General features: G+C 57.3%; 25 protein-coding genes. 17 read left to right on the top strand and 8 right to left on the bottom strand.

What is annotated here, in order from left to right; all coding sequences use genetic code 11:
* The first annotated feature begins 107 nt into the window (after positions 1-107).
* The 11 genes from AC0IXS_RS08630 to AC0IXS_RS08580 all read left to right on the top strand — a co-directional run bounded on the left by AC0IXS_RS08630 (position 108) and on the right by AC0IXS_RS08580 (position 12,017).
* Positions 108-395, top strand: a complete 288-nt coding sequence (locus AC0IXS_RS08630) for a DUF1652 domain-containing protein (RefSeq protein ID WP_057410633.1) — start codon at positions 108-110, stop codon at positions 393-395.
* Between the two features lie 554 nt (positions 396-949).
* Positions 950-2,437 carry a SulP family inorganic anion transporter gene (locus AC0IXS_RS08625; protein ID WP_057410634.1) on the top strand — a complete coding sequence of 496 codons (1,488 nt, stop codon included), beginning with the start codon at positions 950-952 and terminating at the stop codon, positions 2,435-2,437.
* A gap of 247 nt (positions 2,438-2,684) precedes the next feature.
* Positions 2,685-4,088, top strand: coding sequence for an amidase (locus AC0IXS_RS08620; RefSeq protein WP_471826207.1), 1,404 nt, complete (start codon positions 2,685-2,687; stop codon positions 4,086-4,088).
* A gap of 83 nt (positions 4,089-4,171) precedes the next feature.
* Positions 4,172-4,930 (top strand): DeoR/GlpR family DNA-binding transcription regulator, encoded by a 759-nt coding sequence (locus AC0IXS_RS08615; RefSeq protein WP_025996819.1) that lies wholly within the window; start codon positions 4,172-4,174, stop codon positions 4,928-4,930.
* A complete protein-coding gene (locus AC0IXS_RS08610) occupies positions 4,908-6,188 on the top strand; it encodes an allantoate amidohydrolase (protein WP_471824382.1) in 1,281 nt (426 codons plus the stop codon). Before AC0IXS_RS08615 ends, AC0IXS_RS08610 begins: the two co-directional genes overlap by 23 nt.
* A gap of 9 nt (positions 6,189-6,197) precedes the next feature.
* Complete coding sequence (locus tag AC0IXS_RS08605; protein WP_471824380.1) at positions 6,198-7,154, top strand: phosphotransferase family protein; 957 nt, start codon at positions 6,198-6,200, stop codon at positions 7,152-7,154.
* Positions 7,151-8,086, top strand: coding sequence for a phosphotransferase (locus tag AC0IXS_RS08600; protein WP_471824378.1), 936 nt, complete (start codon positions 7,151-7,153; stop codon positions 8,084-8,086). The genes AC0IXS_RS08605 and AC0IXS_RS08600 overlap by 4 nt, the downstream gene beginning before the upstream one ends.
* 116 nt (positions 8,087-8,202) lie before the next feature.
* A complete protein-coding gene (locus AC0IXS_RS08595; protein ID WP_025996822.1) occupies positions 8,203-8,460 on the top strand; it encodes a hypothetical protein in 258 nt (85 codons plus the stop codon).
* Positions 8,457-9,983, top strand: a complete 1,527-nt coding sequence (locus AC0IXS_RS08590; RefSeq protein WP_057410638.1) for a sodium:solute symporter family protein — start codon at positions 8,457-8,459, stop codon at positions 9,981-9,983. The genes AC0IXS_RS08595 and AC0IXS_RS08590 overlap by 4 nt, the downstream gene beginning before the upstream one ends.
* A gap of 62 nt (positions 9,984-10,045) precedes the next feature.
* A complete protein-coding gene (locus AC0IXS_RS08585) occupies positions 10,046-10,699 on the top strand; it encodes an HAD family hydrolase (RefSeq protein ID WP_057410639.1) in 654 nt (217 codons plus the stop codon).
* Positions 10,700-11,069: 370 nt separating this feature from the next.
* The gene (locus tag AC0IXS_RS08580; RefSeq protein WP_057409210.1) at positions 11,070-12,017 is read left to right on the top strand and encodes an IS110 family transposase; all 948 of its coding nucleotides are present in this window, start codon (positions 11,070-11,072) and stop codon (positions 12,015-12,017) included.
* Between the two features lie 81 nt (positions 12,018-12,098).
* Here AC0IXS_RS08580 and AC0IXS_RS08575 read toward each other — a convergent pair whose 3' ends face one another.
* The gene (locus AC0IXS_RS08575; protein ID WP_057410640.1) at positions 12,099-12,965 is read right to left on the bottom strand and encodes a LysR family transcriptional regulator; all 867 of its coding nucleotides are present in this window, start codon (positions 12,963-12,965) and stop codon (positions 12,099-12,101) included.
* A 125-nt stretch (positions 12,966-13,090) separates the two neighbouring features.
* Between AC0IXS_RS08575 and AC0IXS_RS08570 the strand changes: the two genes are divergently transcribed.
* Together AC0IXS_RS08570 and dctA are read left to right on the top strand one after the other, a co-directional pair.
* Positions 13,091-14,260 (top strand): mandelate racemase/muconate lactonizing enzyme family protein, encoded by a 1,170-nt coding sequence (locus tag AC0IXS_RS08570; RefSeq protein WP_004881265.1) that lies wholly within the window; start codon positions 13,091-13,093, stop codon positions 14,258-14,260.
* Positions 14,261-14,337: 77 nt separating this feature from the next.
* A complete protein-coding gene (gene dctA / locus AC0IXS_RS08565) occupies positions 14,338-15,654 on the top strand; it encodes a C4-dicarboxylate transporter DctA (protein ID WP_057410641.1) in 1,317 nt (438 codons plus the stop codon).
* A gap of 68 nt (positions 15,655-15,722) precedes the next feature.
* Here the strand turns inward: dctA and AC0IXS_RS08560 are convergent, their stop codons facing one another.
* Positions 15,723-16,358: a hypothetical protein gene (locus tag AC0IXS_RS08560; protein ID WP_449117060.1), complete on the bottom strand. Its 636-nt coding sequence runs from the start codon at positions 16,356-16,358 to the stop codon at positions 15,723-15,725.
* 171 nt (positions 16,359-16,529) lie between these two features.
* Between AC0IXS_RS08560 and AC0IXS_RS08555 the strand changes: the two genes are divergently transcribed.
* Complete coding sequence (locus tag AC0IXS_RS08555; protein ID WP_057410643.1) at positions 16,530-16,799, top strand: hypothetical protein; 270 nt, start codon at positions 16,530-16,532, stop codon at positions 16,797-16,799.
* Positions 16,800-16,803: 4 nt separating this feature from the next.
* On the opposite strand, the gene AC0IXS_RS08550 is transcribed toward AC0IXS_RS08555, so the two are convergent.
* Positions 16,804-17,103 carry an ArsR/SmtB family transcription factor gene (locus tag AC0IXS_RS08550; protein ID WP_057410677.1) on the bottom strand — a complete coding sequence of 100 codons (300 nt, stop codon included), beginning with the start codon at positions 17,101-17,103 and terminating at the stop codon, positions 16,804-16,806.
* Positions 17,104-17,189: 86 nt separating this feature from the next.
* On the opposite strand from AC0IXS_RS08550, the gene AC0IXS_RS08545 reads away from it, so the two are divergent.
* A complete protein-coding gene (locus AC0IXS_RS08545; RefSeq protein ID WP_025996828.1) occupies positions 17,190-18,281 on the top strand; it encodes an NADH:flavin oxidoreductase/NADH oxidase in 1,092 nt (363 codons plus the stop codon).
* Between the two features lie 126 nt (positions 18,282-18,407).
* On the opposite strand, the gene AC0IXS_RS08540 is transcribed toward AC0IXS_RS08545, so the two are convergent.
* The 3 genes from AC0IXS_RS08540 to AC0IXS_RS08530 all read right to left on the bottom strand — a co-directional run bounded on the left by AC0IXS_RS08540 (position 18,408) and on the right by AC0IXS_RS08530 (position 22,434).
* The gene (locus tag AC0IXS_RS08540) at positions 18,408-18,818 is read right to left on the bottom strand and encodes a type II toxin-antitoxin system HicB family antitoxin (RefSeq protein ID WP_057410644.1); all 411 of its coding nucleotides are present in this window, start codon (positions 18,816-18,818) and stop codon (positions 18,408-18,410) included.
* Between the two features lie 105 nt (positions 18,819-18,923).
* Positions 18,924-19,106, bottom strand: coding sequence for a type II toxin-antitoxin system HicA family toxin (locus AC0IXS_RS08535; protein WP_004881256.1), 183 nt, complete (start codon positions 19,104-19,106; stop codon positions 18,924-18,926).
* A gap of 283 nt (positions 19,107-19,389) precedes the next feature.
* Positions 19,390-22,434 carry an autotransporter family protein gene (locus tag AC0IXS_RS08530; protein WP_471824373.1) on the bottom strand — a complete coding sequence of 1,015 codons (3,045 nt, stop codon included), beginning with the start codon at positions 22,432-22,434 and terminating at the stop codon, positions 19,390-19,392.
* Positions 22,435-22,720: 286 nt separating this feature from the next.
* On the opposite strand from AC0IXS_RS08530, the gene AC0IXS_RS08525 reads away from it, so the two are divergent.
* Entirely contained in the window at positions 22,721-23,221 is a 501-nt protein-coding gene (locus AC0IXS_RS08525) for a hypothetical protein (RefSeq protein ID WP_004881252.1), read from the top strand.
* A 330-nt stretch (positions 23,222-23,551) separates the two neighbouring features.
* On the opposite strand, the gene AC0IXS_RS08520 is transcribed toward AC0IXS_RS08525, so the two are convergent.
* Positions 23,552-23,872 carry a helix-turn-helix transcriptional regulator gene (locus AC0IXS_RS08520; RefSeq protein ID WP_100847503.1) on the bottom strand — a complete coding sequence of 107 codons (321 nt, stop codon included), beginning with the start codon at positions 23,870-23,872 and terminating at the stop codon, positions 23,552-23,554.
* Positions 23,873-23,980: 108 nt separating this feature from the next.
* On the opposite strand from AC0IXS_RS08520, the gene AC0IXS_RS08515 reads away from it, so the two are divergent.
* A complete protein-coding gene (locus AC0IXS_RS08515) occupies positions 23,981-24,475 on the top strand; it encodes a hypothetical protein (protein ID WP_100847504.1) in 495 nt (164 codons plus the stop codon).
* A 423-nt stretch (positions 24,476-24,898) separates the two neighbouring features.
* On the opposite strand, the gene AC0IXS_RS08510 is transcribed toward AC0IXS_RS08515, so the two are convergent.
* Positions 24,899-26,152: a relaxase family protein gene (locus AC0IXS_RS08510; RefSeq protein WP_471824370.1), complete on the bottom strand. Its 1,254-nt coding sequence runs from the start codon at positions 26,150-26,152 to the stop codon at positions 24,899-24,901.
* Positions 26,153-26,177 lie beyond the last annotated feature (25 nt).

Here is a 26,177-nt window from a genome sequence, read left to right as displayed (position 1 = left end):
AGAGCGGGCATTAAGTAGCGGTTGTTCTGATAAATATTTATGTGGAACGCCAGCGGACACCCAACCTCTGAATACCGTCCATTACAAATTATATGAAGCAGGCAATCATGAACGCATACAGACTTTCAACGCTTGAAATCAAGCACATGGTCGAACAGGCGCTGTTACCTCATCGCTGCACCTGGGAAGCTGCAGAGGGTGAATCACTGACGTTGACCCTGACCAATCCCGAGAACCCGGACCACGCCATTTGCGTGACGGGAATCAAACTTGATCGAATGGTATCGAGCCGCGCGCTGTCGGAGCTGGTCGGTGAAGCGCGCATGTTGATGTCCATGAACGAGACACCGGTCGCCGGGCTGGGTTACCGACAGGCAGCTACCAAGCGCTGGTAACAGCACCGGTCATGGTGAGTGTGAAAGCTGGCCGTTCCTGAGCCATCAGCGTCCGGAACGAAAGAGCACTGCCTGACAAGAGACGCCTTTCGAAGTTGCAAGTGTGGATGATCGGGTTATCCACACTTGAAGGGGCGGGCAGTGTCGCGTTGGCCTTTAAATATCGTATTTCAAACGCTGGATCCTCATCGAACGTGCCATCTTCGCGGACAAATCCGCTCCTACGGGCAACACAGCGCCCGCTCCAGATATTCATCTCGAACAGAGGCGCGGCTCAATCTCCAGGTTGTCCCTGCTCCCTGTGAGGGTTATCATCCTGCCGGTCAATCTGTGATCTGACGAAGGAAAATACCTTGCTCCGTTCCAACTGGCTGCCTACGCCGCCTTAGCGCTACGCCCCCCTCGCAACACCCTGATCGCCTTCTAGCTGCGGTCGCTTTCTGCTGCGCCTGATTGTCGGTCGCAGCGCACCTTCAACACCACTGAAAACAGACGCACCTGCATTGCCCAGCGCCCGCCGCTGCGCGTCATGCCGTGCCTGCATGGGTGAATCAATGCTTGAAAATATCAAGGCTGCCTGGCTATCGAATGTCCGGGCCGACGTACTGGCGGGCCTCGTTGTCGCGATGGCCCTCATTCCCGAAGCCATCGCTTTTTCCATCATCGCCGGGGTCGATCCCCGCGTCGGGCTTTACGCCTCGTTCTGTATCTGTACGGCGATTGCGTTTGTCGGCGGTCGCCCTGCGATGATCTCCGCTGCCACCGGTGCGATGGCGCTGCTGATGGTGAATCTGGTCAAGGATCACGGGCTGCAATACCTGCTGGCGGCCACGCTGGTTTGCGGGGTTTTGCAGATCGTGGCGGGTTATCTGCGGTTGGGTGAACTGATGCGCTTCGTGTCGCGTTCGGTCGTGACCGGCTTCGTCAATGCGCTGGCCATCCTGATCTTTCTGGCGCAACTGCCGGAGCTCACCAACGTCACCTGGGTGGTGTACGCCATGACTGCTGGCGGTCTGGCGATCATCTATCTGCTGCCAGGGATTCCGGTTGTCGGCACGCTGCTGCCTTCGCCTTTGGTGTGCATTCTGGTGCTCACCGCGATATCGGTGTTCATGGGGCTGAAGATTCACACGGTCGGCGACATGGGATCGCTGCCCGACAGCCTGCCGGTCTTCCTGTGGCCGGATGTGCCACTGACCTTCGAGACGCTGTTGATCGTACTGCCATACTCGGCGGCACTGGCGGTTGTGGGTTTGCTGGAGTCGATGATGACGGCCACCATCGTCGATGACCTGACTGACACGTCCAGCGACAAGAGCCGCGAGTGCAAAGGGCAGGGCGTTGCCAACATTGCCAGCGGACTGATCGGCGGCATGGCCGGTTGCGCAATGATCGGTCAGTCGATGATCAACGTGAAGTCCGGCGGCAGGACGCGGCTGTCGACGCTGAGCGCCGGTGTTTCGCTGCTGGCGATGATGATCTTCCTCGGTGACTGGCTGGCCCGCATTCCCATGGCTGCGCTGGTCGCGGTAATGATCATGGTGTCCATCAGTACCTTCAGCTGGAGTTCGATTCGCAACCTGCGTCAGTACCCGCTCTCCACCAATCTGGTGATGATCGTCACCGTGATCGTGGTCGTCGCCACGCACAACCTGGCGTATGGCGTCGTGGCCGGAACGCTGTTGGCGGCGATGTTCTTTGCCAACAAGATTGCGTATTACCTGGACGTCAGCTCGAAGCGGGACCCCGAATACAGCCATCGCACCTATTACGTCACCGGCCAGGTGTTCTTCGGTTCCGCAGACCGGTTCGCCCGTTCGTTCGACCTGAAAGAATCGCTCGATACTCTGACCATCGACCTGAGGGACGCGCACTTCTGGGACATCACCGCTGTGGCTGCGCTGGACAAAGTGGTGTTGAAACTGAGGAGCGCCGGGATCGCAGTGGATGTGATCGGCATGAACAGCGCGACCGCGACACTGGTGGACAGATTCGGCGTGCATGACAAGCCTGGAGGCATCGAAGCGTTGATGAAACATTGAGGTTTCTTGGGCCTGAAAACCACAAACGGGCAGGCCCTTTTTATTGCCCCAGCGTTGGGCGCAGGCAGGAAATACGGCGTTTTTTCGCACCCCTGCGGTGCTGTTACAAATTTAAAGTCCATAAATACAACAAAAACAACATTTGCCACTTGACGGTTTTTGCCACCTGATCAGTAATGCGCTGGCCTGGGCGACACGCCCATGACTTGCCGGAGCATCCCCATTGATTGAGTCAAAGCGCTTCTCCATGCCCACCGTGATTCAGGCCCGCGAGCAGCTGAACGCAGGCACGGTCACGTCTGTGGGGTTGGTGGAAGCGAGCCTTGAGTCGGTCAAAACCCACAATCACACATTGAATGCCTTCGGCGATGTTTATGCAGACGCCGCGCTCGAACAGGCGCGTCGTCAGGATGACGAGGCAGGCAACGGTCGCATTCAAGGACCGCTGCACGGCATCCCGTTCGGCATCAAGGACCTGTTTTCCACGGCAGGTCTGCGGACCACCAAAGGGTCGTTGACCAGTCTGGACAGTGTTCCGCTCAAGGACGCGCCCATCATTCAGCGCCTGAAAAACGCTGGCGCCATCATTCTCGGCAAGACCGCAACCACTGAGTTCGGCTGGACAGGGGCGAGTACCTCGCGGCTTTTCGGCAACGGGCGCACACCGTGGAATCCGAGCCTGACCAGCGGCGGCTCCAGCTCAGGCTCTGCGATTTCGGTTGCGGCGCGCATGGTTCCAGCGTCTCTGGGATCGGACGGCGGCGGGTCGGTGAGAATTCCGGGTTCGTTCTGCGGGATATTCGCGCTCAAGGGTTCACTGGGACGAATTCCCACATGGCCATGGTCCGCGACTGAAACGCTCAGCCATGCAGGCCCGATGACCCGCACCGTGCGCGATTCGGCGCTGTTGTTCGATATTCTTTCAGGGCCGCATCCGCTGGACCACCAAGCGCTTCCGGCGCCGACAGAATCCTATCTGGCGCGCTGCGACCAGCCGCTTGGAAAGCTGCGCATCGCTTACGTCCCGACATTGTTCAACACGCTTGTCGATCCGCTTATCGCAGCCGCGGTCGAGACTGCTGTTGAAAAGATCGCTGCAAACCTGCCAGTGGACGTGAGCACCCTTGCGCTGGATTGGCCGGACCCGTTGGCCACCTTTGAAACGCTTTGGGTGGCCGGACGTGGCATCGTCTACGGACGTGCGCTGGCGGACAGACTGGACGAGCTTGATCCCGGTTTCGCCCGTCTGATCAAGCAGTCTGCCCGCTACGATCTTGCCGGTTATCTTCAGGCCGTCGGACAGCGTGCCGCTTTCGCCAATCAGGTGCATGCGCTGTTCGACGATTACGATCTGCTGATCATGCCGACACTTCCCGTGCTGCCATTCGATGCCGATGAGGTCGCACCGGAGGGCTTTGCCGATCAGGATGGCGCCGTACCGTGGGCACGCTGGACGCCCTTCACCTATCCCTTCAACGTGTCGGGAAACCCGGCGGCAACCATTCCCTGCGGCTTTGCCCCGAACGGGTTGCCCATCGGTCTGCAGGTGGTCGGTCCTCGTTTCGCGGACGGTGATGTCCTGCAATTCTGCGCGGCCTTCGAGGCGATTTCGCCGTGGGATCAACAGTTGCCACCGATGCTTGCGCAATGAGCACGCCCGACATGAGCAGCCATCAGCCGCCGAAGACAGATGGGTACACTGAACGCCTTTCTTCACAACGGAATGTCAGCCCCATGCTCAATCAGCCTCGTCTGGACGAAATCATGCGCCTGTTGGCTCAGCAACAGCGCGTCAAGGCGTCCGAGCTCGCACAGTCGCTTTATGTGTCGGAAGAGACCATTCGCCGCGACTTCAAGTACCTGGAAGAGATGGGCAAGTTGCGGCGCATTCATGGCGGGGCGATTCTGCCGCAGTTGAATGACGAGCCGCCGTTGCAGGTCCGCAGTCGCATGAAGCCGCAAGCCAAGGCGAGCATCGCCAGCAAGGCGGCAGGCCTGATCAGCGACGGCATGGTGCTGTTTCTCGACACCGGCACCTCGACCCTCGCACTGGCGCAGACGCTGTCCCGGTTCAGCCGGTTGAGGATCATCACCAACTCGCTGGACATCGCCCAGGTGGTGACCCATCAAAGCGATAACCAGGTGCTGGTCGCTCCCGGAGACGTGCGCCGCAACGACAACGCGTTGATCGGCCCGCACACCCTGGCGTTCGCCAGTCAGTTCAATTACGACATCGCGTTCATGGGCATCGGCGCCATCGACCTTGAACAAGGCCTGATGGATTACCACGAACCGGAAGCCATGTTGCGGCGCACGCTGGTCAAGCATTCCAGGCAGCGCGTGATTCTGGCCGACGACGGCAAGTTCGGTCACCGGATTTTTGTTAACACCCTGCCATTCAGTGCAATCACGACCCTGGTCACGAACCGTCCGCTATCGGCTGAGTTTACGGCTCGCCTGGAGAGAGATGATGTCGACATCCTGTACTCATGAATTGCTGACGCCAGACGCCGCCGACCATGCACGGTTCGAGGCGCTGTTCGCCGAGAGCTCGGCCATCGGCGCGACACCTGCGGGTGGTCTGCACCGTCTCGCTGCATCGGCTGAAGACGGCCAGGTTCGCGACCTGTTTTGCGACTGGCTCAAAGCGCATGACTTTGAGGTGCGCATTGACGCAGTGGGGAATATTTTCGGCCTGATGACCTTCGACCCGCAGGCCCCGTATGTGGTGTGTGGTTCGCACCTGGACAGCCAGCCAAGTGCCGGTCGGTTCGACGGGGTGTACGGCGTGCTCGCCGGGGCCGTGGCGGTTTCCAGCCTGGGGCGCCAGATGCGCGAGCGCGGAGAGAAGCCGGCCTGCAATCTTGCTGTCGTGAACTGGACCAACGAAGAGGGCGCACGCTTTCAGCCGAGCCTGATCGGCAGCGGCGTGTTCACCGGTTCGTTGAGTCTTGAGCAGGCCTGGAACAGTTGCGATGGCGACGGCATCAGCCTCAGGCAGGCGTTGCAGGATATCGGTTATCTGGGCGACGGCCCGGTCAGCCTCGACATCGCGGGTTACGTGGAAATTCATGTCGAGCAGAGCACAGCGCTGGAGAGCCGCAAGCTGTCGATTGGCGTTGTCAGGGAGACCTGGGCCGCGCTGAAGCAACGTATTCGTTTCGACGGCGAGCAGAACCACACCGGACCAACGCCCATGGCCGCGCGCCGTGATGCAATGCTCGCTGCCGCACATGCCATCGTTGCGGTACGTGCGGAAGCCGACCTGCACGGGTTGCAGATGCACAGCTCGGTCGGTCGCGTGGAAATCTGGCCGAACTCGCCCAACGTGGTGCCGTCCCGCGTGTCGCTGCTGGCGGAACATCGCTCGCGGGACACTGAACTGCTGCGCGCAGCCGCCGAACGTCTGAACGCTACATTGCATGAGATCGCCGACCGGACCCAGACCCGTTTCGACATCGAAAGCAGCGTGCTGCGCGCCCCCGGTGTACTTCCCGACGGCTTCGCCGAACTGGCGCATGCAGTGGCGACCGAATTGGGTCTGCCCATCACCGACAGCGCAACGGTGGCCGGTCACGATGCGATCAGCATGAACAGCAAATACCCGGTCTGCCTGTTGTTCATCCCCAGTCGTAACGGCCTTTCGCACAACGAAGCCGAGTACACCAGCGACGAGGACATGCACAACGGTTTGAAAATGCTGACTGCCTTGCTTCATCGCGCCTGCACGTCGCCGGATTCCTTTCGCTGAGGGCAGACCATGTTCAACGAGACCGCACCGCTGGATCGTCTTCATATTGCATTATCGGAAGCAGGGTTGGGCGACAACCTGAGCGTGGGGGACGGGCCGTCCGGTATTGCCTCGCCGTCCAGGCTGGCCACCGAGTGGATGGGTTATCACGTCACCGACGGCCAGACTGCCTGGTACGCAAAAGTGTTGCAGGCGGACATGACGCCTTTGATCGATGTCGAGCGCAGTGCGCAGGCCAGCGAGTGTGCGGGCCTGAGCGGCTCAGCGCCTCGGTTGATCAGTGCAGACAGTTCCAGCGGTGTACTGATTTTTGAAGCGCTGAATAACACGGACTGGCGCTGCGCTCGGCTGGACGAACTGATTGCGCCGGGGCGGCTTGAGCGGTTGTGGGATCTGAAACGCACTGTTCATAACGGAGCAGTTCCGGATTTTATCCGCTCGCCGATGGATGATCTGCAACGCCTGCGGGTGTTGTGCACGCGGGATCGGGTTGTATTGCCGCCAGAACATGCGTGGATTGATCGATGCGTCAACATGGCATGGGACGCACTGCAAAACCGGCCGTTTCACGCGGTGCCGATCCATGGCGATGGCGTCACCAGCAATGTCATGGTGTCGCGGGACGGGAATCTGAAGCTGGTCGACTTCGATTACGGCGGCTGCATGGATGCCTGGTATGACGTCGCAATTACCTTGAACGAGCTGTTTTCGTTTGAGGCGCAGTGGCGCGAAGGCATCGAGGCGTGGGCAGGCAAATGCCTTGAGGTGGATTACGCCGTCTGCCGTCTGTATGCGCTGATCAACGACTGGTACTGGACGCTGTGGGGGTTCTGGGCGGGCACGGTGTCTGCCCGGTCACTCGAGTTTTCCAAGCTCGGACAATGGACCTTTTTGCGCTGCCTGCAAAGCACCCGGGATCCGCGCCTGGAGAGCTGGCTGCGTCAGGTTGAGGAGGCGCGCGCATGAATATTTTGGGAGAAGCCATGAGTCTTCATGAACAACAACTCGAGGCGGCGGTGTCCAGCATCAGCCAGTGGCGCGGCAAGCGGATCACGTACAGGCCGGTCAGCGGCGGGATTTCCAACACCAACTGGCGCGTCGAGGTCGAGGGCGCCGATACCGCGTATTTCTTCAAGATTCCGGGGGCGGGCACCGAGATGTTCATTGATCGCCGCACCGCTCATGACGCCAGTGTCGCCGCAGCGGCAACCGGATACGGCGCGCCGGTGTTCGCGTTTCTGGAAGAGTTTGGCGTCGAAGTGTTCGAGTTCATGGAAGGCTGGCGGGCGTCATCGAACCTCGATTTTCTGCAGCGCGACGTGCGTCACAACGCGCTGCTCGGGCTCAAGGCGTTCAATGATCAGGCGCTGTTGTGCCAGACCAAGACCGTGTTCGACATGATTGCCGAACACCAGACCCAGGTGGCTGAGCTCAACGCCTTGAAACCTCAGGATGGTGCATGGTTGTCGCTGCAATACGACAGAGCGAAAGCCGCGCTGCAAGCCTCAGGCATCGATCTGGCGCCGTGCATGAATGACACGCTGGCCGGTAACTTCATGCTCAATGATCGACAGCAAGTCAGGCTGGTGGATTTCGAATACGCATCCAATAACGATCGGCACTACGAGCTGGCGCTCTGGTTTGGCGAAATGTTCTTCACCGACGAGGTGGAACTCGAATTGGTCGAAGACTATTTCGGTCGCGTCGACACCCGGACGCTGGCCCGGATCAAGGTCAATAAAGCGCTCGCGGATATCAAATGGTCCACGTGGGCGATGGTGCAGCACGCCGTGTCGCAACTGGACTTCGACTTCTACAAATACGGTGCATGGAAGCAAATGAGGGCGCGTAACGCCATCCACGATCCGCGTTGGGAAACCTGGCTCAGACAGGTCTGAACCTGCGTAATACAAGACCCGGCAACCACAAGATCGGGCTATTGGCGGCAACTCTTTTACTGCTTGAGTTTTACTTGATCGATTAATCGCAAGATCCAAAATTCAAGGAGTCTTCCATGGGTACTGTTTCGATTGCGCGGCCCGGGCGTGTGAAAACGCTCGTGTTCGGTGTGTACTTTTTTGCGTTGTTGATGATGGCGCTGTTCCCGCCATTCTATCTTCAGGTCAGTGGCAGTACGGTCATCGTGCTGGGTATTCCGCTGCCGATCTTTTACTGGATTCTGAACGCTGCGCTGATGGGCCTCGGCCTTTGGGTGCTTTACATGGTCGAGTCCGCCAGCGGCGAGATTCCTGAAGACGGTGACGCACAATGATCAGCACACTCGTCAATTCGGATCTGTACATAACCTTCGGGCTCATCGGCCTGTTTCTGGCCGGGATGATCGGCGTGCTGTACGCCACCAATCGCAAGAGTGACTCGTTTTCCGACTACGCGGTGGGCGGCCGTTCCTACGGGCCCTGGTACATCGCGATGTGCTACACCAACTCGTGGTGGCCGGGCGCGACGTTCACGGCGTTCTTCGCCCTGTCGGTCGGCGGTGCGCTGGGCTTTTACGGCATGGTGTACGCGACCCTCGGCGTCACTGCCATGTACCTGATGGCCAACCGCGCCTGGACATGGGGCAAGCGCTTCAACCTCACCACACAACCCGATTTGCTGGGCATGCGCTTTGACAGTCCAGCGGTGAAACGCATCGCTTCGATCATTGGCATCATCTCGGTATTTCCGTGGGTGGTAATGGGGATTCAGGCCCTGGCCACGTTGTTTCAGTTCGCCAGCTTCGGGCGCTGGGGTGTGACCACCTGCCTGACGGTTGGCGTGGTGGTCATTCTGATTCGGCAGTACTGGACCGTGAGCATGGGCATGCGCGGGCTGATCATGACCGACATGTATCAGGGGCTGATCGCCTACGTGCTCTGTGCCGCGCTTTGCGTGCTGCTGTTGTTCGGTGATCAGGCGTCGTTTTCCAACCTCGCGCAATTGCCTGCCAGCATGCTGGTGATTCCGGGCGGCGCAGGCAGTACCTACGGCCCGCTGTACATGTTCAGCCTGATCTTCACCGGCGTGATCGGTTCGATGTGCTGGCCGATGAGCTTCCAGCGTATCTACACCGCCAGCGGCGTGCGCTCGGTGAAGAAGGGCACGCTGGTCACCATTCTGCTGGTCGCAGGGTTCTACGGGATTCTGATGCTGTTCGCCGCCGCGATCAGTCAGGACCCGAACGTCGCTGCGCATCCACAGCATGGCTGGTTCCTGTCGCTGTTCGACATCGGCGGGCCGTGGCTGCTGGCGGTCGCCATCGTGATCGTGCTGGCGGCCAGCATCGGCCACGTGGACGGCTGCGTACAAGTCTGCGGCACGCAGTTCGCCAACGACCTGGCGACCTGGAATGCGCCGCGCACCGACCGGCAGAAGACCATCCTCGCCAAGGTGGGCATGGTGGTGTTCATCAGTGCTGCGTCGGTACTGGCCTACCTGACCTTCGACTATGCCCGGCTACAGTTGCTGGCGCAGATTTCCTATCAGGGCATCATCCAGTTGGCCGTGCCGTTGTTCTTCGGCATCTTCTCCCGCCGAGGCAATAAACAGGGCGCGATTGCCGGCATGCTTGTGGGCATCTTTGTGGCCATCGTGCTGACGACAATCTACCCGGACGACATCCCTCAGTTGGGTTCCCTGACCAGCGGGATCATCGGGCTGATCTTCAATGCAGTGATCTTTGTCGCGTGTGCATTCGCCATCAAACCCAGTGCTGCGGAAGTGAAGCGGGTCGATGATCTGTTCGCGATTGCTGCGCCAGCTCCCAGGGTCGGCAACGCCGTTCCCGCCATGTGATACAGGCGCGCGCCCCTTTCGGGCGCGCTCGTTCAGCGCAGTCCGACTGTTGAGAGGACCCGATGGCTTTAGCGATATTTGATCTGGATGACACCTTGATTCATGGCGACAGCGCCAGCCTCTGGAGCCGGGAAATGATGCGGCTGGGTTGGGTGGAAGACGAAGACTTTCTGAGCCTCGATCAGGAGCTGATGAACGCCTACAGTCAGGGCAAACTGGCCATGGAGGATTACATGGCGTTCAGCCTCACACCGATGGTCGGCCGTACTGTGGGGAACGTGGCCGAGGCCGTCGCGCATTTCATCAAGGCCGTCATCGATCCGCTCGTGTACCGCGAGGCCCGTCAGACCATCGCCAGGCACAAGGCGGCCGGTGATCGGTTGCTGGTGATTTCGGCGACAGGCGTTCATATCGTCTCGCCCGTTGCAGCGCACTTGGGCATAGACGAAGTGTTGGCCATTGATCTGGAAGTGCAGGACGGTCAGTTCACCGGCCTCACCGAGGGCATCCTGACCTACCGCGAAGGCAAGGTGCTGCGCCTGAGTGAGTGGCTCAGGGTGCAGGACGAAATGCTGGAAGGTGCGTTCTTCTACTCGGACTCCCGAAACGACCTGCCGCTGCTGAAGCTGGTCGACAACCCCATCACCGTGAACCCGGACCCGACCCTGCGGGCATATGCGCAGGAGCATGGCTGGCCGGTGCTCGATTGGGCGTGAGTGGTGTGTTGTCCATGCAACACTCTTCAATGAGTCATCTCTTATCAAACAACCTGTAACTTACTGAAGAAACGCGATTTTTGTAGGAGCGGACTTGTCCGCGAATACTGTATTTCAGACGATGAATATTCGTCGGATGTATTGGCCTTCGCGGACAAGTCCGCTTGTATGGTAGGACTTGAAGGGAGGAGGAGGGACTCAGTTCGCTTCTGACTGTTTGCGCAGTACAGACCTGTGGGAGATTTCACCCCTCCTCCTTTCACCCAAGCGCCGATAAAGAATGCTTATGGCTCGCGACCTACGATAGAAACAAGCCTGCGCCTCTGGGTGGTCCCTTCAAGTTCTCAAACCTTATCCCGGAGATTGCGCCATGGCAATGCTGGTTGCCCAGACTAAACCTGTCGTCGGAGTAGACGTCGCCAAAAATGAGCTGGTGATCTATCAGGACCAGTCCGACCGACTTGAAGCGATTCCCAACACCAAGGCGTCTATCAGCAAGTGGTTGCGTACCTTGGCTGGAACGGTGTCAATCGCTGTCGAAGCCACCAATACCTACCACGTACTGTTCGCCGACATGGCTTATGAGGCCGGCTGCACCATCTATATGATCGATGGTTACCAACTGAGCCATTACCGAAAAGGCGTCAATGTACGCGCCAAGACGGATGCGCTGGACGCTCGTTTGCTTGCCCGATATTTGAAGAAAGAGGCTGACGAGCTGCACCCTTGGGTACCGCCGTGCCCGCTTTATCGTCAGTTGCTGAGCCTGTTTCGTCGTCGTGCGGCGTTGGTCCAGGCGCGTACCGGACTGGTTCAGAGCTGGTCCAATGAGCCCCTGTTGAAAACAGCGTTCGCGGCGCAGATCAATTCGATGAAGCGCCTTGAAGCGCTGGTCGAGAAGAAGATCAAGGATGTCCTGCAGCGAGCCGAGTTGATGGGACAGGTCAGTCGTTGCATGAAAGTAGAAGGTATCGGCTTTCTGACGGCGGCCCGGCTGGTCACTACTTTTCAGCGAGGCGAATTCAGCAACGCCAACGCCTTCATCGCCTTTTTAGGCCTGGACCTCAGGGTGTCCAAATCCGGACAAAGTGACGGGCCGCGCCGCCTGACCAAGCGTGGCGATCCGGAAGCCCGTCGGCTGCTTCATAACGCGGCCATGTCTGGCAGCCGTACAGCCGCGTGGAAGCCGTTTTATGAAGAGCAGAGAAAGCGTGGCTTCAGCACCACTCAAGCCTTGGTCATGCTGGCAAGGAAGATGGCTCGAGTCGTATTCGCCCTGTTAAAAACCCAGAGCGAATATCAATCAAAGGCGGCTTGAGGGGTTTCCCAAAACCATAGAATCTCCCACTGAGTTTGCTGCGCGACAGCGCTACGTCGAAGACGTGGTGACGCCTCCCAATCAACTCTCAAGCCCCGCCCAGAACTTCTCTGCAAAATCCCCCAGCGGAATCATTGCCCTGAATATCCGGATTTCGGTCTGGATGTCTGCCAGGGCGATCGAACTGTGCGTCAGACGCCCCGACGCCAACTCCGGTGCCGCCAGGCTCTGCGGCAGCCAGGCAATACCTTTGGCCTGCAACGCCATCGACAGCAGCACGGCCGCCAAATGTGAGCTGAAAACAGTTTCCAGCGCTGGATGACCGGGGTTGTTCTGCAGGTACGAGGCGATGATTCGCCCCAGGCCCGACTCTGCCGTGTAGGACAGAAAAGGCACAGGCTCGCCGGGCTTCAGCTCGGGGGATTGCAAGGCGAGCAGGGCGTCGGAGCCGATCACCCTGCTGTCGAATTGTTTGCTGTCGAACCGGGGCAGCACGTTGGGATACTGATGGCAGATCAGGAACTGCACTTCACCGTTGAGCAGCAATTGCTCACACGCCGCCATGTTGTCGGAGTGAAGCCTGATGCCTTCAATCGGCGCGCCGTCTTCCACCTGTCTGATCCAGGCCGGGAAGAAGGTGAACGACAGCGAGTGCGTGGCGGCAAAATGCAGCGTTCGGGTGGCCTTGCCTGCGACTTCCTTCACTTCTGCGCGCATCTGGTAGAGCCTTCGCGTCAGTTCGCGGGCATTGTCCAGCATGCTCTGGCCCGCTTCGGTCAGCGTCGCGCCCTGGGTGGTGCGCTCGAACAACTCGACGCCCACCCAGCTTTCCAGCGCCCTGATCCGTCGGCTGAACGCAGGCTGGGTGACATGCCGCGCGTCGGCGGCACGTGAGAAATTTCCGCTCTCGGCGAGGGCGTTGAAGTCCTCCAGCCACACGAGTTCCATGGGTGATGCCTTGTACACATAGGGTGCTGCATTAATAGCATTGGCTCCGATTTCGCGTCCAGCCCTACAGTCTGTGCGTACCAACCCGGGGTTCCGGGGATAACAATCAGAGAGGACGCTCCCCCATGCGCATCGTCGAAATTCGTGAAAAAACGGTTTCCATCGCATCACCCATTGCCAATGCCTACATCGACTTTTCCAAGATGACGTGCTCGGTTGTCGCCGTCATCACTGACGTGATTCGTGATGGCAAACCGGTGATCGGTTATGGCTTCAACTCCAACGGTCGCTATGGGCAGGGTGCGTTGATGCGCGACCGCTTCCTGGCCCGCATCAGCGAAGCGGATCCCGAGACGCTGGTCGACAAGGAGCGCGACAATCTCGACCCTTTCGCCATCTGGAAAACCCTGATGACGAATGAAAAGCCGGGCGGGCACGGCGAGCGTTCCGTAGCCGTGGGCACCATCGACATGGCGGTCTGGGACGCCGTTGCCAAGATCGAAGGCAAGCCGCTGTATCGCCTGCTGGCTGACCGCTATCGCGATGGCGTGGCTGACGACAAGGTCTGGGTTTACGCGGCAGGCGGTTATTACTATCCGGGCAAGGACCAGACCAAACTCAAGGCCGAGATGCAGAGCTACCTGGATCGCGGCTATGACGTGGTCAAAATGAAGATCGGTGCCGTGCCGCTGGATGAGGACATTCGTCGCATCGAGGCGGTGCTGGAAGTGGTGGGCGACGGTCGTCGACTGGCCGTCGATGCCAACGGTCGCTTCGACATCAAGACGGCCATCGCGTACGCCGAAGCCATCAAGAAGTACAACCTGTTCTGGTACGAAGAAGTCGGTGACCCGCTGGATTACGCGCTGCAGGCCGAGCTCGCCAATCACTATGAGCTGCCGATGGCGACCGGCGAAAACCTCTTCTCTCATCAGGATGCCCGCAATCTGCTGCGCCACGGCGGTATGCGCCCTGATCGCGATTACGTGCAGTTCGACTGTGCGCTGTCGTATGGCCTGGTGGAGTACATGCGCACTCTGGACGTCATGAAGGAACTGGGCTGGTCATCGCGCCGGGTCGTTCCGCATGGCGGTCACCAGATGTCTCTGAACATCGCTGCGGGCCTGCATCTGGGCGGCAACGAGTCTTACCCGGATGTGTTCCAGCCGTTCGGCGGCTTCGCCGACGGGATTCGCGTCGAGAACGGATACGTCGGCCTGCCGGATATCCCGGGTGTCGGCTTCGAGGCCAAGTCCGAACTCTACAAAGTGATGCGGGAACTCGGCGAAGGCTGACCGGTTTTCATCATGACGCGGCCCTCCACGACAGGGCCGCGCTTGTCCTCATACAAAAACAACACTGAGGTACAGCCATGAACACAGCCACACGCTGGTACAAGCTTCTGTACGTCCAGGTTTTGATAGGCATCGTCATCGGCGGTCTTATCGGATACCTGATTCCCGACATCGGTGCCAGGCTCCAGCCACTGGCCGACGGGTTCATCAAACTCATCAAGATGCTGCTCGCGCCGATCATTTTCGGCACGGTCGTGGTCGGTATCGCCAAGATGGGCAGCATAAAGGAGGTGGGCCGCACGGGCGGCAAGGCGCTCCTGTATTTCGAGATCGTTTCGACACTGGCGCTGGTCATCGGTCTGGTCGTCGTCAACCTGATGAAGCCGGGCGAGGGCATGAACATTGACGTCAGCACCCTTAACGTCGATGCGATCAAGGGCTATGCCCAGGCCGCCGAGTCGCAGGGCGGTGCCGTCAGCTTCTTCATGAACATCATTCCGACCACCATCGTGGACGCCTTTGCCAAAGGCATCATGCTTCAGGTGATCTTCATTTCCGTGTTGATGGGCATTGCGCTCGTGCAACTGGGTGAGGCTGGAAAGCCGCTGGTCAACATCATCGACCTGTTGTTGCAGAGCCTGTTTCGCATCGTGGCCATGGTGATGCGTCTCGCGCCGATCGGGGCGGGCGCAGGCATGGCGTTCACGATTGGCAAGTACGGCATCGGTACACTGGTGTCGCTCGGTCACCTGATGCTGGCGCTGTACGTGACCACGCTGTTTTTCATTGTCGTGGTACTGGGCTCGATTGCCCGCTGGTCAGGCGTGCCGTTGCTTACGTTTCTGCGCTATTTCAAGGACGAGATTCTGGTCACGCTCGGGACATGCTCCACCGAAGCTGTGCTGCCCAGAATGATGATCAAACTCGAGAAGTTGGGCTGCAAGCGCTCGGTCGTCGGGATGGTGCTGCCGACCGGTTACACGTTCAATTCGGACGGCACCTGCATTTACCTCACCATGGCGGCGATCTTCGTGGCTCAGGCCACCAATACGCCGCTGACCCTGGCGGATCAACTGGTCGTGCTGGGCGTGCTGTTACTGACCTCGAAAGGATCGGCGGGTGTCGCCGGGGCAGGCTTCGTGACGCTGGCCGCGACGCTGTCGGTGATCCCGGAGATTCCGTTGGTCGGTCTGGTACTGCTGCTGGGCGTCGACCGCTTTCTGAACGAGGCGCGTGCAGTTACCAATCTGATCGGTAACGGCATCGGCACCATCGCGATAGCCAAGTGGGACGGGGCATTCGATCAGGCGGTTGCAGATCGCGAGATAGCGGCGATGAAAGATCCTCAAGCCGTTGCGCCCGAGTCATCGGTCAAAGCGGATACAGCGCACTGACCGAAGAGGTCCGGCCCCGAAAACGGGGCCGTTATGGCTGCCTTCCGTGTGCTCATAACAGGACCTTTTCACAGGTCCAGCCAGCAAATGTCGTTCATCCGCGTTCCAATCAAGCCTTTTAACCAATCACCGTGAAACTCTATTTCCGTTATTGGCAGGTCTGGACCCAGACGGCGCTGCAAAGGCTTGCCTCTGGGACCTATGAAACTGATCCGGAAAAAACCTGAACGATGATGACTGGACAGGACATACGGGGCTATCCAAAGGATATCGCTGAACGGTATCCCCATTTCGATGGGTTTTCCCACGCGGGCTGTCTGGGTCAACGTAAGTTGCTGCCTGGCTTCGTCAAAACTGAATGCGGTCACTGCCGGGCTCGACGTGCACCAACTCAATAGACCTGCCGCCAGTAACGCTGTGCCCATCAACGGTGTGAAAAACACAGGATCGGTAAGGGTTTGCGCATAAGTGAGCGGTATACCCTTGATCGCCTCCGCGAGGGTAATCACCAGCAGCGCAAGCGCATAGAAGGGAAGGATGATCAGCAACACGATGAGAAAGGCAAAGCCGCCCAGCGTAAGGCCGGGCGCGGTTTGTGGTTCATCGTCGTAGCGCCAGAACGGCGGATGCACAGGCCGGGTGCTGGCTGTCGTGGTTTGAGGGGATTCGATCACACGCACCGGATGTTTCTGTTTGCGCTTCATGCGTCAAGCTCTGGTGAAGGTGTGCAGAGGTTGTCCGCAATACAGGTGCGGTTCTATATAGCATGGCGCGCGGCGTTTCGCAGATGTTCCCTGATGGACATAGTTGCTCGGGATGCAGGTCTTTGTAGTCAACTGTTCGGATATTCTCGTCATGGATCACAAGGAGCGGTAATGGAACTGACAAAGGACGCTGCACGTTCGCTCAGAGACGGCGGAATAGATGCGATCGCTGCACTCGATGTGGCGCTAAGCAAGGTTCTGAAAGAGCTTGATCAGGCGCAGCATGCCGAGTTCAAAAACGCCATCGGTCGTGCTATCACGGCTGTCATCAATGAAACAATTACGCCCGCCATCAAGGCTTACCCGGTGCTTGAGCCTGATCAGGCGACGTGGGGCGAAGTCGTCGGACGGCAGGCGGCAAAGCGCGCAACGTTTGGCTGACTCATCACGCCTGTTTAAGAATCGCCGCGAGGAGACCCGGAAAGCGGGTTTCAAGCTCTTCGTTGCGCAGCGAGTTCATGTGCGTGGTCCCCACATTGCGCGTCTGCACCAAGCCGGAATCCCGCAGCACTCGGAAGTGGTGAGAGGCGCTGGACTTGGGTCTTTCGCCGCACAACTCTCCACACGTCGCCTCGGGTACGCCTGCCAGATGGCGGACGATTTCCATACGCACAGGGTCGCTCAACGCATACAAAACGCGGTCGAGGGTGAAGGCATCGGGTTCGGGATGTTTTAGGGTTCGCATGGACGGCATGATAACGAGGGGTTTCAATTGGCGCTATATTTCGAATACTATCGAACAATCGTATTTTGACGTACCGGGAGATATTCATGTCAGCGCTGTTCCAACCCTACACCCTGAAAGACGTGACCCTGCGCAACCGCATCGCCATTCCGCCCATGTGCCAATACAGTGCCGACGACGGCATGATCAACGACTGGCACCATGTTCACCTGGCCAGCATGGCGCGTGGCGGAGCAGGGTTGGTGGTGGTTGAAGCGACCGCCGTGGCACCCGAAGGTCGAATCACTCCGGGCTGCGCCGGTATCTGGAATGACCAGCAGGCGCAGGCATTCGTTCCCATCGTGAAGGCCATCAAGGCGGCCGGATCCGTTCCAGGTATTCAGATTGCCCACGCAGGCCGCAAGGCAAGCGCCAATCGTCCGTGGGAAGGCGACGACCACATTGCCGATTCCGACGCTCGCGGCTGGGAAACCATCGCGCCGTCCGCCATCGCGTTTGGTGCGAACCTGCCCAAAGTGCCGCGTGAAATGACCCTGGAGGACATCGCCCGCGTCAAGCAGGACTTCGTCAACGCCGCACGCCGCGCCCTTGAAGCCGGCTTTGAATGGATCGAACTGCACTTCGCCCACGGCTACCTGGGACAAAGCTTTTTCTCCGAACACTCCAACCAGCGCACAGATGCCTACGGCGGCAGCTTCGAAAACCGCAGCCGTTTCCTGCTGGAAACCCTGGCGGCCGTGCGTGAAGTCTGGCCGGAAAACCTGCCACTGACCGCCCGTTTCGGCGTCATTGAATACGACGGTCGCGACGAGCAGACCCTTACCGAGTCCATCGAACTGGCACGTCGTTTCAAGGCTGGCGGGCTTGACCTGTTGAGCGTCAGTGTCGGCTTCACCATTCCTGACACCAACATTCCGTGGGGTCCTGCGTTCATGGGACCGGTCGCCGAACGTGTGCGTCGCGAAGCAGGTATTCCAGTGACCTCGGCATGGGGTTTCGGCACACCGCAACTGGCGGAAGAGGCGGTCAAATCGGGTCAGCTCGATCTGGTTTCTGTTGGCCGCGCGCACCTTGCGGATCCGCATTGGGCCTATTTCGCTGCGAAGGAACTCGGTGCGGAGAACGCGTCGTGGACCTTGCCAGCGCCTTACGCGCATTGGCTTGAGCGGTATCGCTGAGAGGCAGTCTTACGCGATTAATCGAGTAGCTTGATTACTCCGTAAACAAAGAAGGGCACTTAAGGTGCCCTTTTTCTTGCCTGTGAGAATCACTGAAATTCCAATCTGCGGTACTGGCGATTTCTATCAGCGGTACTCTGTATGCAGCTCGTTCAATGCAGCAGCGGCCAAAAAGCCAGAGCGTGAGGCGTATCGATGATCGGTTTTGACGCGCTCATCAATTTTGGCTAGCAGGTGTTCCGGAAGTGTCGCGTTGAATCGCACTGACTTGCCAAAATAAGGCGTCACGTCGAACTCGACCACCGCCCAGATACCGTCTTCGTAGTCGGGATTAGCCATATGAATATCAATGGCTTGCGCATTGGGGAGTGGTGCGCCATCGGCCACCAGACCTTCAAAGTGCAGCGATAACGCCTCCTTCACACTTTCCAGTGCTTGCGATACCGAGCTGCCTGCCGAGAAGCAACCAGGCACGTCCGGAACAGTTACTCCATAGTCTGAATCGGCGTCTTTATGCAGAACGACGGTGAATTTCATGAGTTGTCTACCTTTTCTCTTTGATCGCAAGGCTGTCAGCCTGACAGATCCTAAATGCCGTCACACTGAAGACGAGATGCAAGGGTGCCTCTTCTTTTCTGGCGGTCATTTCAATCCCGCTTGCTTCAATATGCTATTCATCGTTTTGATCGGTATATCGGAATCCGGGTGCTTGATCGTTACCCTTCCAGGCTTTGACGAGTGCTTGTATTGATGGTGACTACCTTTGGTCGCCACGAGATACCATCCATCATCCTCAATCGTTCTTATCATTTCCCTGCTTCGCATCACCCAAGCCTATCATTACTCCAAGTGTGTGCTATACACACTCGAGATGCATTGATACACATCATACACACTGGTGCGAGATTTTTTGCGATTAACGTCTGTAAGGGGAGCGGCGCGATGCCATAGAGGATTGCTCAGAAGGAGGGAGTTGTTCACACGGGAATGGCGGACCTGAAGTCCATTCTGATCCCCCGAGGCTATGGTCAAGAGGTCAGTCAAAGTTCGGGCTGGAAGCCACTCGAGCAGACACTGTCCGAATGGTCATCCAGCCCGAGTGCTCCGGTCAGAAGCGGACCGTCACACCTGCGTTCACCGAATGGAAGCGTGTGTCGGTGCCGAACTGGCCCTGATACGACAGTCCAAGGTCGGTCTGCTTGTTCAGTCGCACCTTCGCGCCCACTTCAGTCAAGGCGGTGTCGCGGGTTTGAGAAACGCCTTGCACTTCGAAGTTCGGACCACCGGCAAAGGACTGGACGTTTCGCGGATCCAGATCACCGTAGGCGCGTCTCCAGCCCAGCGAGCCGTAAAGCTCGGTGTTGAGGTTCGCCACGTTTGTATGGGTCGATGCGCGCATGCCCACGGTCGAGAACACGGTGTTCTGCTTGTCGCTGGACACATCCAGAGCGGCCGCTCCGCCTTTTTCACGCATGTCGTCCGCGTTGTAGCGCACGTAGGAAAGCCCGGCGAAAGGTTCCAGAGACACGCTGCCGACCGGTATGCGGTAGGCCGCTTCAGTACTGGCCTGCAGCGACTGGGCGTTGCGTTTGCCGGTCAGATGATCGCTGAACCCGGCAAACGCCACGTTCCGCTCGCTTTCCAGCTTGTGCCAGGTGTAGCCGATGTCTGCACTCAGGCGCAGGGCATCGATCTGGGCACCTGTGTAGAGACCGAGGTGGTAGTTGTCGCTGTGGCCTTCGGCATCAGTATTATCGGCGTCGAACTTCGAACGGCTATAGCCCGCATAGACACCGCCGCGCCAATCCGGATTGAAGCTGCCGTCTGCCCCGAACAGCACACCGCCGGTGCTTTGGCTCAAGCCGCCGGCACCGTTACGGCTGTCCAGTTGAGTCCAGTTGCCGAAGGGTTGCACCCAGGCGCCGTTTTCGGCGGCGGGTGTGGTCGGCATCAGGTTGAGTGCCATGGCTGGCATGCGCACGGTACCGTTGTCCAGAAGGCCCCGCAGACGAGTGCCCAATACGCCGGATACCACCTGGCTGTTGGCGATCAGAGCCGTCGAAGTGCTGCTCAGCGAGTCGCCGGACAGTTGATCGGCCGCATCACGCGCGCTGTCTGCATCCAGGATCAACAGGTTGTTGTACAGACGCAGGGACTCGCCGCTCTGCTGCAGTGCGCCGAGCGCGCCAGCGGTATTGAACTGATTGGAGGTCACCATGACCGTCTGGAAGATACCCGGCGCAGGAGCTGGTGTTGGCTCTGGCGTTGGTGTTGGCTCTGGAGTTGGCGTAGGTGTAGGCGTCGGCTCTGGAGTCGGAGTCGGTGTTGGCTCTGGAGTTGGTGTTGGTGTCGGTGTCGGTGTCGGTGTTGGTTCAGGTGTAGGCGTCGGTTCTGGCGTCGGGGTCGGCGTTGTATTTTTCTGCTCGATGGTGAGGTTCAGATCGTTGGCCGTGCGCTGCAATCCGACATTCAGGAATGCCGAATTGGTCGCTGCCTGTGCATAGGCTGTTCCTGGCGTGGCGCCGTCGACCAGCCCACCCTGGGCGGAAAGCAGGGTGTAGGTCCTGCCGCTCTGATAACTCTGCGCCGGGTCCAGCGCGGTGACGTTGACCTGAGTTCCACGCAGGGTTGCTGTGCCGCTTACGTTGATCCGGTCTGACGCGCCGTTGCCAGCAATGTCTGCGGCATAACGCGAGCCTGCCGCCATGTCCAGGTCGCCTTGGATGGCCAGCGCACCGATGGCGTTTTCACCTGGAGACAACGTGCCGCCTGACGCGACCTGAGTGCTGCCGACCTGACCGACACCGGCCAGAACGCCGCCGTCCAGCACCTGGGCACTGTTGGTGTAGACCCCGAACTCATTGCGCCCCGCGGTGCCATTGACCACCAGAGTACCGTTGCCGACGTTGAACCGTGAAAGGCTCTGGGTAGTGGCCGTATTGCCGCGCTGATTGACCTGGTCCACGTTGCCCGACAGCACGAGACGTCCGCCGCGAACGACGACGCTGCCGGCCAATCCGGAGGTATCACCGCTCAAGGTGGTGTTTCCGTTGAACGCATACACCCGGCCCGTTCCGCTCAAGGTGTTGGCGAACTGGAGATCGGCGTCCGTATGGTTGAACGCCAGGTATCCGTTACCGGTACCAAAGCGAATGCCGGTTGCCGGATCGACTCGACCGGCGGCCTGTGCCGCTCCAGCCGTCGTGGAATCGACATCGGTACGGTTGGGGTCCACTGCGACCGAACCGCCCACAGCGAGCGTGCCCCGTGTTGCCGTATTGAGATCGTTTATGGTGGTGAGGAGTATGCCGTTGGTGGCGCTCAGTTCGGCACCGTCGGACAGTGTCAGGTAAGTGCGGGTGGTGTTGCTGCCGAGTGTGAGGTCTTGTGCGGAGAGGCGCGTGCCCTGGCCGGAAATGCTCACTTGATTGCTGGTGCTGCTGATGGCAGACCCCAGCGTCATTGAGTTGGTCGCCAGTACTGCGCCATTCTCGAGCGTCAGATCGCCTCTGTTGCTGAAGGTCCCGCTATTGTCCCAGCGCGTGCCTGCGCCAGACAATCTGACAGTGGAGTCGATGTCCACTGCCTCGCTGTTGATTTTGCCGCCATCGTTGGCCGTGATGCTCGACTTGTAAACAAAAACGCCGCCTGCGGTGATGTTCGCTGCATCGACCAGCGAGTTCTGTCCACTCACCAGCAGGTCCGCTTGCGAAAATCTGTTGGAATTGGCCCCGAAAACGTCACCCAGATCCAGATCCCGCACCGACACCTGGCCCCCGTTGCGGACGGTCAGATCACCCTGACCGGCACCACCGATAACGATCGTGTTACCCAGCACGAATGAGGTACGCGGCACGATCCAGCGCGAACCCGCCCCTTCGACCACAACGCTGGCCTTGGCCATGTTGACGCCCGTACTGCTGGCCCGACCAATCATCTCGCCGCCTTCACTGGTCACGGTTGCGCCATTGTTGATCGTGAGACTGGCCGTGTTGCCATCCGTTGCCCGGACTCTGATCTCGCCATCGATCACGCGGTCGCTGTTGAATGTTTCCTGAGCATCGTTAAGAACAAAGTCCGCTGCCTGAGTCTCTGGGAGCAGTGCAAGGGTAATCGCAAAAGCAAGGGGGGATATTCTGAATAAGGGGTTCATAACGACTCCAGATACTCCATAAAAGCCACGACCGTGGCTGCCAGCCTTGAAGGCATTAGCGGTTCCGTTAGGCAGATTGCCAACGGCGGAAGTATCGAGAGGCGAAGTTGTAATGGATATAGCACACATGAACTAGTGGCTACGCGCCATAGTGCGCATAGTACATCTGTACTATTGAAGGTATCAAAAACGCTGGTTAGAGTTTTTGCCGAAGTTATAAGCCCCTTGTTATTGAATAACGGACCGCCGACCAAAACAGAGGTGAGTCCGCCAGCGGAGTGTGTGGATGAAAAGTGCAGCGTTGTTTCCGTTGATTCTGGCCTTGTCGGGATGCGCGGGTCTTGATCAGGCCATGTCCGTCACCAACGGCGTATTCGACCAGACCGGTGACGTGCTGAGCGGCGATTTCAGAGGGTTGATCGAAGCCAAACAGGCGACGTTGACGCAGATCTGGAGCGATTGGGAAACAAACGAAGTCACCGCGAAGGAAAAGTGGGACGCCCAGACACTCATCATTCCAGGTGTTGTGCAGCGTATTACCAAGACAGGCAGCGCCATTGGCCAAAACCAGATCGCCGTCATCTTTACGGATCCGACCAATCCCAAATGTCAGGGGCAGGGTTTGACCCGTGATGACCTGTTGGTCAACAAGAAAAAGATCAGCAGTTTCAAAAAGGGTGACAAGGTTTTGATGAAGGGCGTGCTGGGAACTACCGAGTCGAAGTGGACGGATAATACGTCGTGCTGGCTGTCTTTTGACAAGGCTGAGTTTACGTTGCAGAAATAATGGGTGCTGTTGCGGTTGTCACTGGCTATATATTTAAAAAATCCGAAGAGCTATTGAGAGTCAGAGAGGCCTGAGTATTTTCCAATAACAATGCACAATGGATGATCGCTGCGCTACAGGCAGAGCGTCAGTGATTTTTCAGGTGTGGTGAGAGGGTAAACCAGAGCCGGATCAGTCAACGTTCCCTGACGCTCGGTAAGCTTCAGTGGAAAGGTGATATGGAGCGGGTAGAGAGAATCGAACCTGATATATAAATCAATAAGTTAGGTTATATTTTGGTGTGTGCTGTACATGCAGCCATACAAAATACCGGAAGCCGACGAACGGTCGCTATTTTTGCGTTGCTGATCGCTCTGCGAGTGCTGCGATTGCCTCAAGCGCTTCACGACGCTGTTCGTGCCCTAGCGAGTTAAAAAGCGCTAGTAGGCGGGCTTCCTCGTCGTCAGCGTAGAAAAAAGCGAGCGGCAAGCCAAGTGCATCCGCGATCTGTTTAGCGGCAGTCGGACTCGGGGTGTGCACGCCGCGTTCGTACTGATTCATCCGTGCGCTAGCGCTGGCGGGCTCAAAACCAGCTTCCTGCCCCAAGCGCTCTTGAGACCAGCCTGCTGCTTTCCTTGCCTCCTTCAGCCGATTGCTAAATACGCTGCCCATTCTCTCACTCGCAAAAGCTAAGAGAATCTTAGATTTTTCTTGACGGGATACTAAGTAATCCTTAGTGTCGCAAAAAATGTGGATCGTAGTCTGCGGGGGAGAGCAGTGATGCTAAAGCTGAAAAAAGAAACCGTGATAGTGAAAGATTCGATTTATGACACCGTTGAGGATGCGGGTTCTATATATCGTCGTGTTCGGGTTCAGAACGAAGGCGGAAAAACCGCATTCTTCAAAGAATTGATTGTTCCAAGATACGTGGGCAAGAGCGGGGCAATGAAGGAGGGTGTCCCAAGAACTTGGTATATAAAAAATATCACCAAGAAGAAATCAGTTGTGATTGCTCACCAGAAACCGAACGGTGAGGTAGATTTTGATCTCGATGAAGTAAAAGTAATATCTAGATCATTTGTCTTGGTTGGAGTGTATGTTGGTGTTGCAGCCCTTCCAGCGTCAATAATAATTGCAACAGCAACTTTTGGCTTTGGTCTTCTCTTGTTTCCAGTATTTTTGTATATGGCTTATCGAAATATTTTTAAAATTGCACCCGCACTTAGCCGAGCTACTTTGGAAAAAGAGCTTAGGGGGTTTGGAGTCAACTTATAGCTTTCGAAGCCCCTTAGGGGCGGCCAGAGTCAAACGAAATGGCGGGGGGCCCCAAGAAGTGGGGTTCCGCCCCGCAGGGCGCACGCAGGGCGTATTTCGCTTGATGCTGGCGGGGGAAGTTAAGCCTTGGGAGAGGGGTGAGGGGTTGCTCTTCCCCCTCACCCCCGAGCCCATCGGCGGCAAGATGGGGGGGACGGGGGCGCAGCCCATGGTGCTCCGCCTTACTGTTCGCATACTTCGTATAGTTCACAGTAGTTTACTTGGCCAAGTTTCAACCCGGCCTGCCCCGTGGCAGCGCACACGATGTTGATTTCCAGTTCCTTGACAAACTCATCAATTATTGCGGGCGATGCATACTCGCCAGGAATATCCTTGTTTGAACGAACTTGTAATCTTGCATATGCACATCTCAAACAACGAGTCTTATTTGCCTGGCAGTGTTGGAGCAAGTGCATGCTCTGTAGCGTGTCTTTCCGCTTGCTGATCTGAATTTTTTCCATGATCTAACTCCTCTGGTTTTATTTTTGTTTTTATTGCAAAGCCAAATCTATACTTATCTCCACTTCCGTCCTCCCCGACACTCAGCTTGTCAATTTTCTTGATGTGCCTCTCGGTCTTCTTAGCCAATTGAACTTCTAATTTGATGTCCTCAATTAATTTTTCGACCTTCAATTTTAGTTCTGAAAATTCGTACTGTAGCGTTTTTCCGGGGGAGTAAAAATTCTGTCCGGTGTACATGCTTACGGCGAATGAAAACATATCTTTTACCGCGCTTTCTATTTTTTTGATCGTTTCCTTTGCCAATTTTGCATAGTCACCAGATAGTTTCTGTCTATACAGAATGTCTTTCTTGATAGCTCCAGCCATATCATTGTGAAATTTTGCCAAGAGTTCATCATGAACTTTATTGCCGGTTGAAATATTCGGTGCGACAATAGATCTGGGCGACGTCTTCGGAATATTTATTAGTGGTTCGGCAATCAGCTTGTTCTGGTTAACAAGGTTGCGAGCAGCGCTAGCAGCGGGAGGGCTAAAATTATTAATAACATCCCGAATCTCACTAAGTTCTTTGTGAGTTTTTTGTAGTTCTGCTGATGATTTTGCAAATCTATCTTCTGCTCGTTCAGCGACACCTGCAGGGATACGATGCCTGCTCTCAACTTCCGTTGATCTGAAAGTAAGCGTTTCACTGTAGCGGGATTCAGTGCCAGCTCTTTCAGCTTCAAATTTTGCATCTCGCTTTGAATGCCTTTTTGCAATTTCTGAGAAAGGTTGCTCACTGTATAATTCTCCTTCAAGCTTTGCGGCTTTACTCATTCCTTCGAATTTAAAGGAAAAATAGTTATGGCCTTTTCTTGTTATTTCCGCACCCTGCTTCTGCAAAAAAATAAGCATATCTTCTCGGGAACTTACGGCCCCAGCATCTATTAAATTATCTATAGCAGCGACGACCTGTTTCTTTATATTTCTCTGGGGGTCAAACTGAGGTAATTCAACCGATCGCCGTATTTTTGTATCCCGTGGGTTTTGCAATCCATATTTATTGCATACTTGGTCGACAAAGCTGTCATTCTGCAAAATGAACTCGTTATTATTCCCAGCGCCGTGCTTGCCATTATAGTTCGGTGGAAAGGGGTTGAAATATTTTCCAGATTCGAGATGAATCCGAGGGATCATATAATGAATCTCAAGCCGCCCGGTG

It is taken from the genome of Pseudomonas sp. AC016 (genome assembly GCF_979253365.1).
The sequence above is the reverse complement of the archived record's forward strand: the minus strand, read 5'-3'. Positions and strand labels throughout refer to the sequence as shown.

Bases quoted from the DNA above. Each gene is read 5' to 3' on its own strand.
- AC0IXS_RS08600 (WP_471824378.1), top strand. From the start codon at position 7,151: ATGAATATTTTGGGAGAAGCCATGAGTCTTCATGAACAACAACTCGAG.
- AC0IXS_RS08530 (WP_471824373.1), bottom strand. From the start codon at position 22,434: ATGAACCCCTTATTCAGAATATCCCCCCTTGCTTTTGCGATTACCCTT.
- AC0IXS_RS08525 (WP_004881252.1), top strand. From the start codon at position 22,721: ATGAAAAGTGCAGCGTTGTTTCCGTTGATTCTGGCCTTGTCGGGATGC.
- AC0IXS_RS08590 (WP_057410638.1), top strand. From the start codon at position 8,457: ATGATCAGCACACTCGTCAATTCGGATCTGTACATAACCTTCGGGCTC.
- AC0IXS_RS08540 (WP_057410644.1), bottom strand. From the start codon at position 18,818: ATGAAATTCACCGTCGTTCTGCATAAAGACGCCGATTCAGACTATGGA.
- AC0IXS_RS08555 (WP_057410643.1), top strand. From the start codon at position 16,530: ATGGAACTGACAAAGGACGCTGCACGTTCGCTCAGAGACGGCGGAATA.
- AC0IXS_RS08615 (WP_025996819.1), top strand. From the start codon at position 4,172: ATGCTCAATCAGCCTCGTCTGGACGAAATCATGCGCCTGTTGGCTCAG.
- AC0IXS_RS08550 (WP_057410677.1), bottom strand. From the start codon at position 17,103: ATGCGAACCCTAAAACATCCCGAACCCGATGCCTTCACCCTCGACCGC.
- AC0IXS_RS08605 (WP_471824380.1), top strand. From the start codon at position 6,198: ATGTTCAACGAGACCGCACCGCTGGATCGTCTTCATATTGCATTATCG.
- AC0IXS_RS08515 (WP_100847504.1), top strand. From the start codon at position 23,981: ATGCTAAAGCTGAAAAAAGAAACCGTGATAGTGAAAGATTCGATTTAT.
- dctA (WP_057410641.1), top strand. From the start codon at position 14,338: ATGAACACAGCCACACGCTGGTACAAGCTTCTGTACGTCCAGGTTTTG.
- AC0IXS_RS08580 (WP_057409210.1), top strand. From the start codon at position 11,070: ATGGCAATGCTGGTTGCCCAGACTAAACCTGTCGTCGGAGTAGACGTC.
- AC0IXS_RS08610 (WP_471824382.1), top strand. From the start codon at position 4,908: ATGTCGACATCCTGTACTCATGAATTGCTGACGCCAGACGCCGCCGAC.
- AC0IXS_RS08510 (WP_471824370.1), bottom strand. From the start codon at position 26,152: ATGATCCCTCGGATTCATCTCGAATCTGGAAAATATTTCAACCCCTTT.
- AC0IXS_RS08620 (WP_471826207.1), top strand. From the start codon at position 2,685: ATGCCCACCGTGATTCAGGCCCGCGAGCAGCTGAACGCAGGCACGGTC.
- AC0IXS_RS08520 (WP_100847503.1), bottom strand. From the start codon at position 23,872: ATGGGCAGCGTATTTAGCAATCGGCTGAAGGAGGCAAGGAAAGCAGCA.
- AC0IXS_RS08560 (WP_449117060.1), bottom strand. From the start codon at position 16,358: ATGAAGCGCAAACAGAAACATCCGGTGCGTGTGATCGAATCCCCTCAA.
- AC0IXS_RS08570 (WP_004881265.1), top strand. From the start codon at position 13,091: ATGCGCATCGTCGAAATTCGTGAAAAAACGGTTTCCATCGCATCACCC.
- AC0IXS_RS08630 (WP_057410633.1), top strand. From the start codon at position 108: ATGAACGCATACAGACTTTCAACGCTTGAAATCAAGCACATGGTCGAA.
- AC0IXS_RS08585 (WP_057410639.1), top strand. From the start codon at position 10,046: ATGGCTTTAGCGATATTTGATCTGGATGACACCTTGATTCATGGCGAC.
- AC0IXS_RS08625 (WP_057410634.1), top strand. From the start codon at position 950: ATGCTTGAAAATATCAAGGCTGCCTGGCTATCGAATGTCCGGGCCGAC.
- AC0IXS_RS08575 (WP_057410640.1), bottom strand. From the start codon at position 12,965: ATGGAACTCGTGTGGCTGGAGGACTTCAACGCCCTCGCCGAGAGCGGA.
- AC0IXS_RS08595 (WP_025996822.1), top strand. From the start codon at position 8,203: ATGGGTACTGTTTCGATTGCGCGGCCCGGGCGTGTGAAAACGCTCGTG.
- AC0IXS_RS08545 (WP_025996828.1), top strand. From the start codon at position 17,190: ATGTCAGCGCTGTTCCAACCCTACACCCTGAAAGACGTGACCCTGCGC.
- AC0IXS_RS08535 (WP_004881256.1), bottom strand. From the start codon at position 19,106: ATGCGAAGCAGGGAAATGATAAGAACGATTGAGGATGATGGATGGTAT.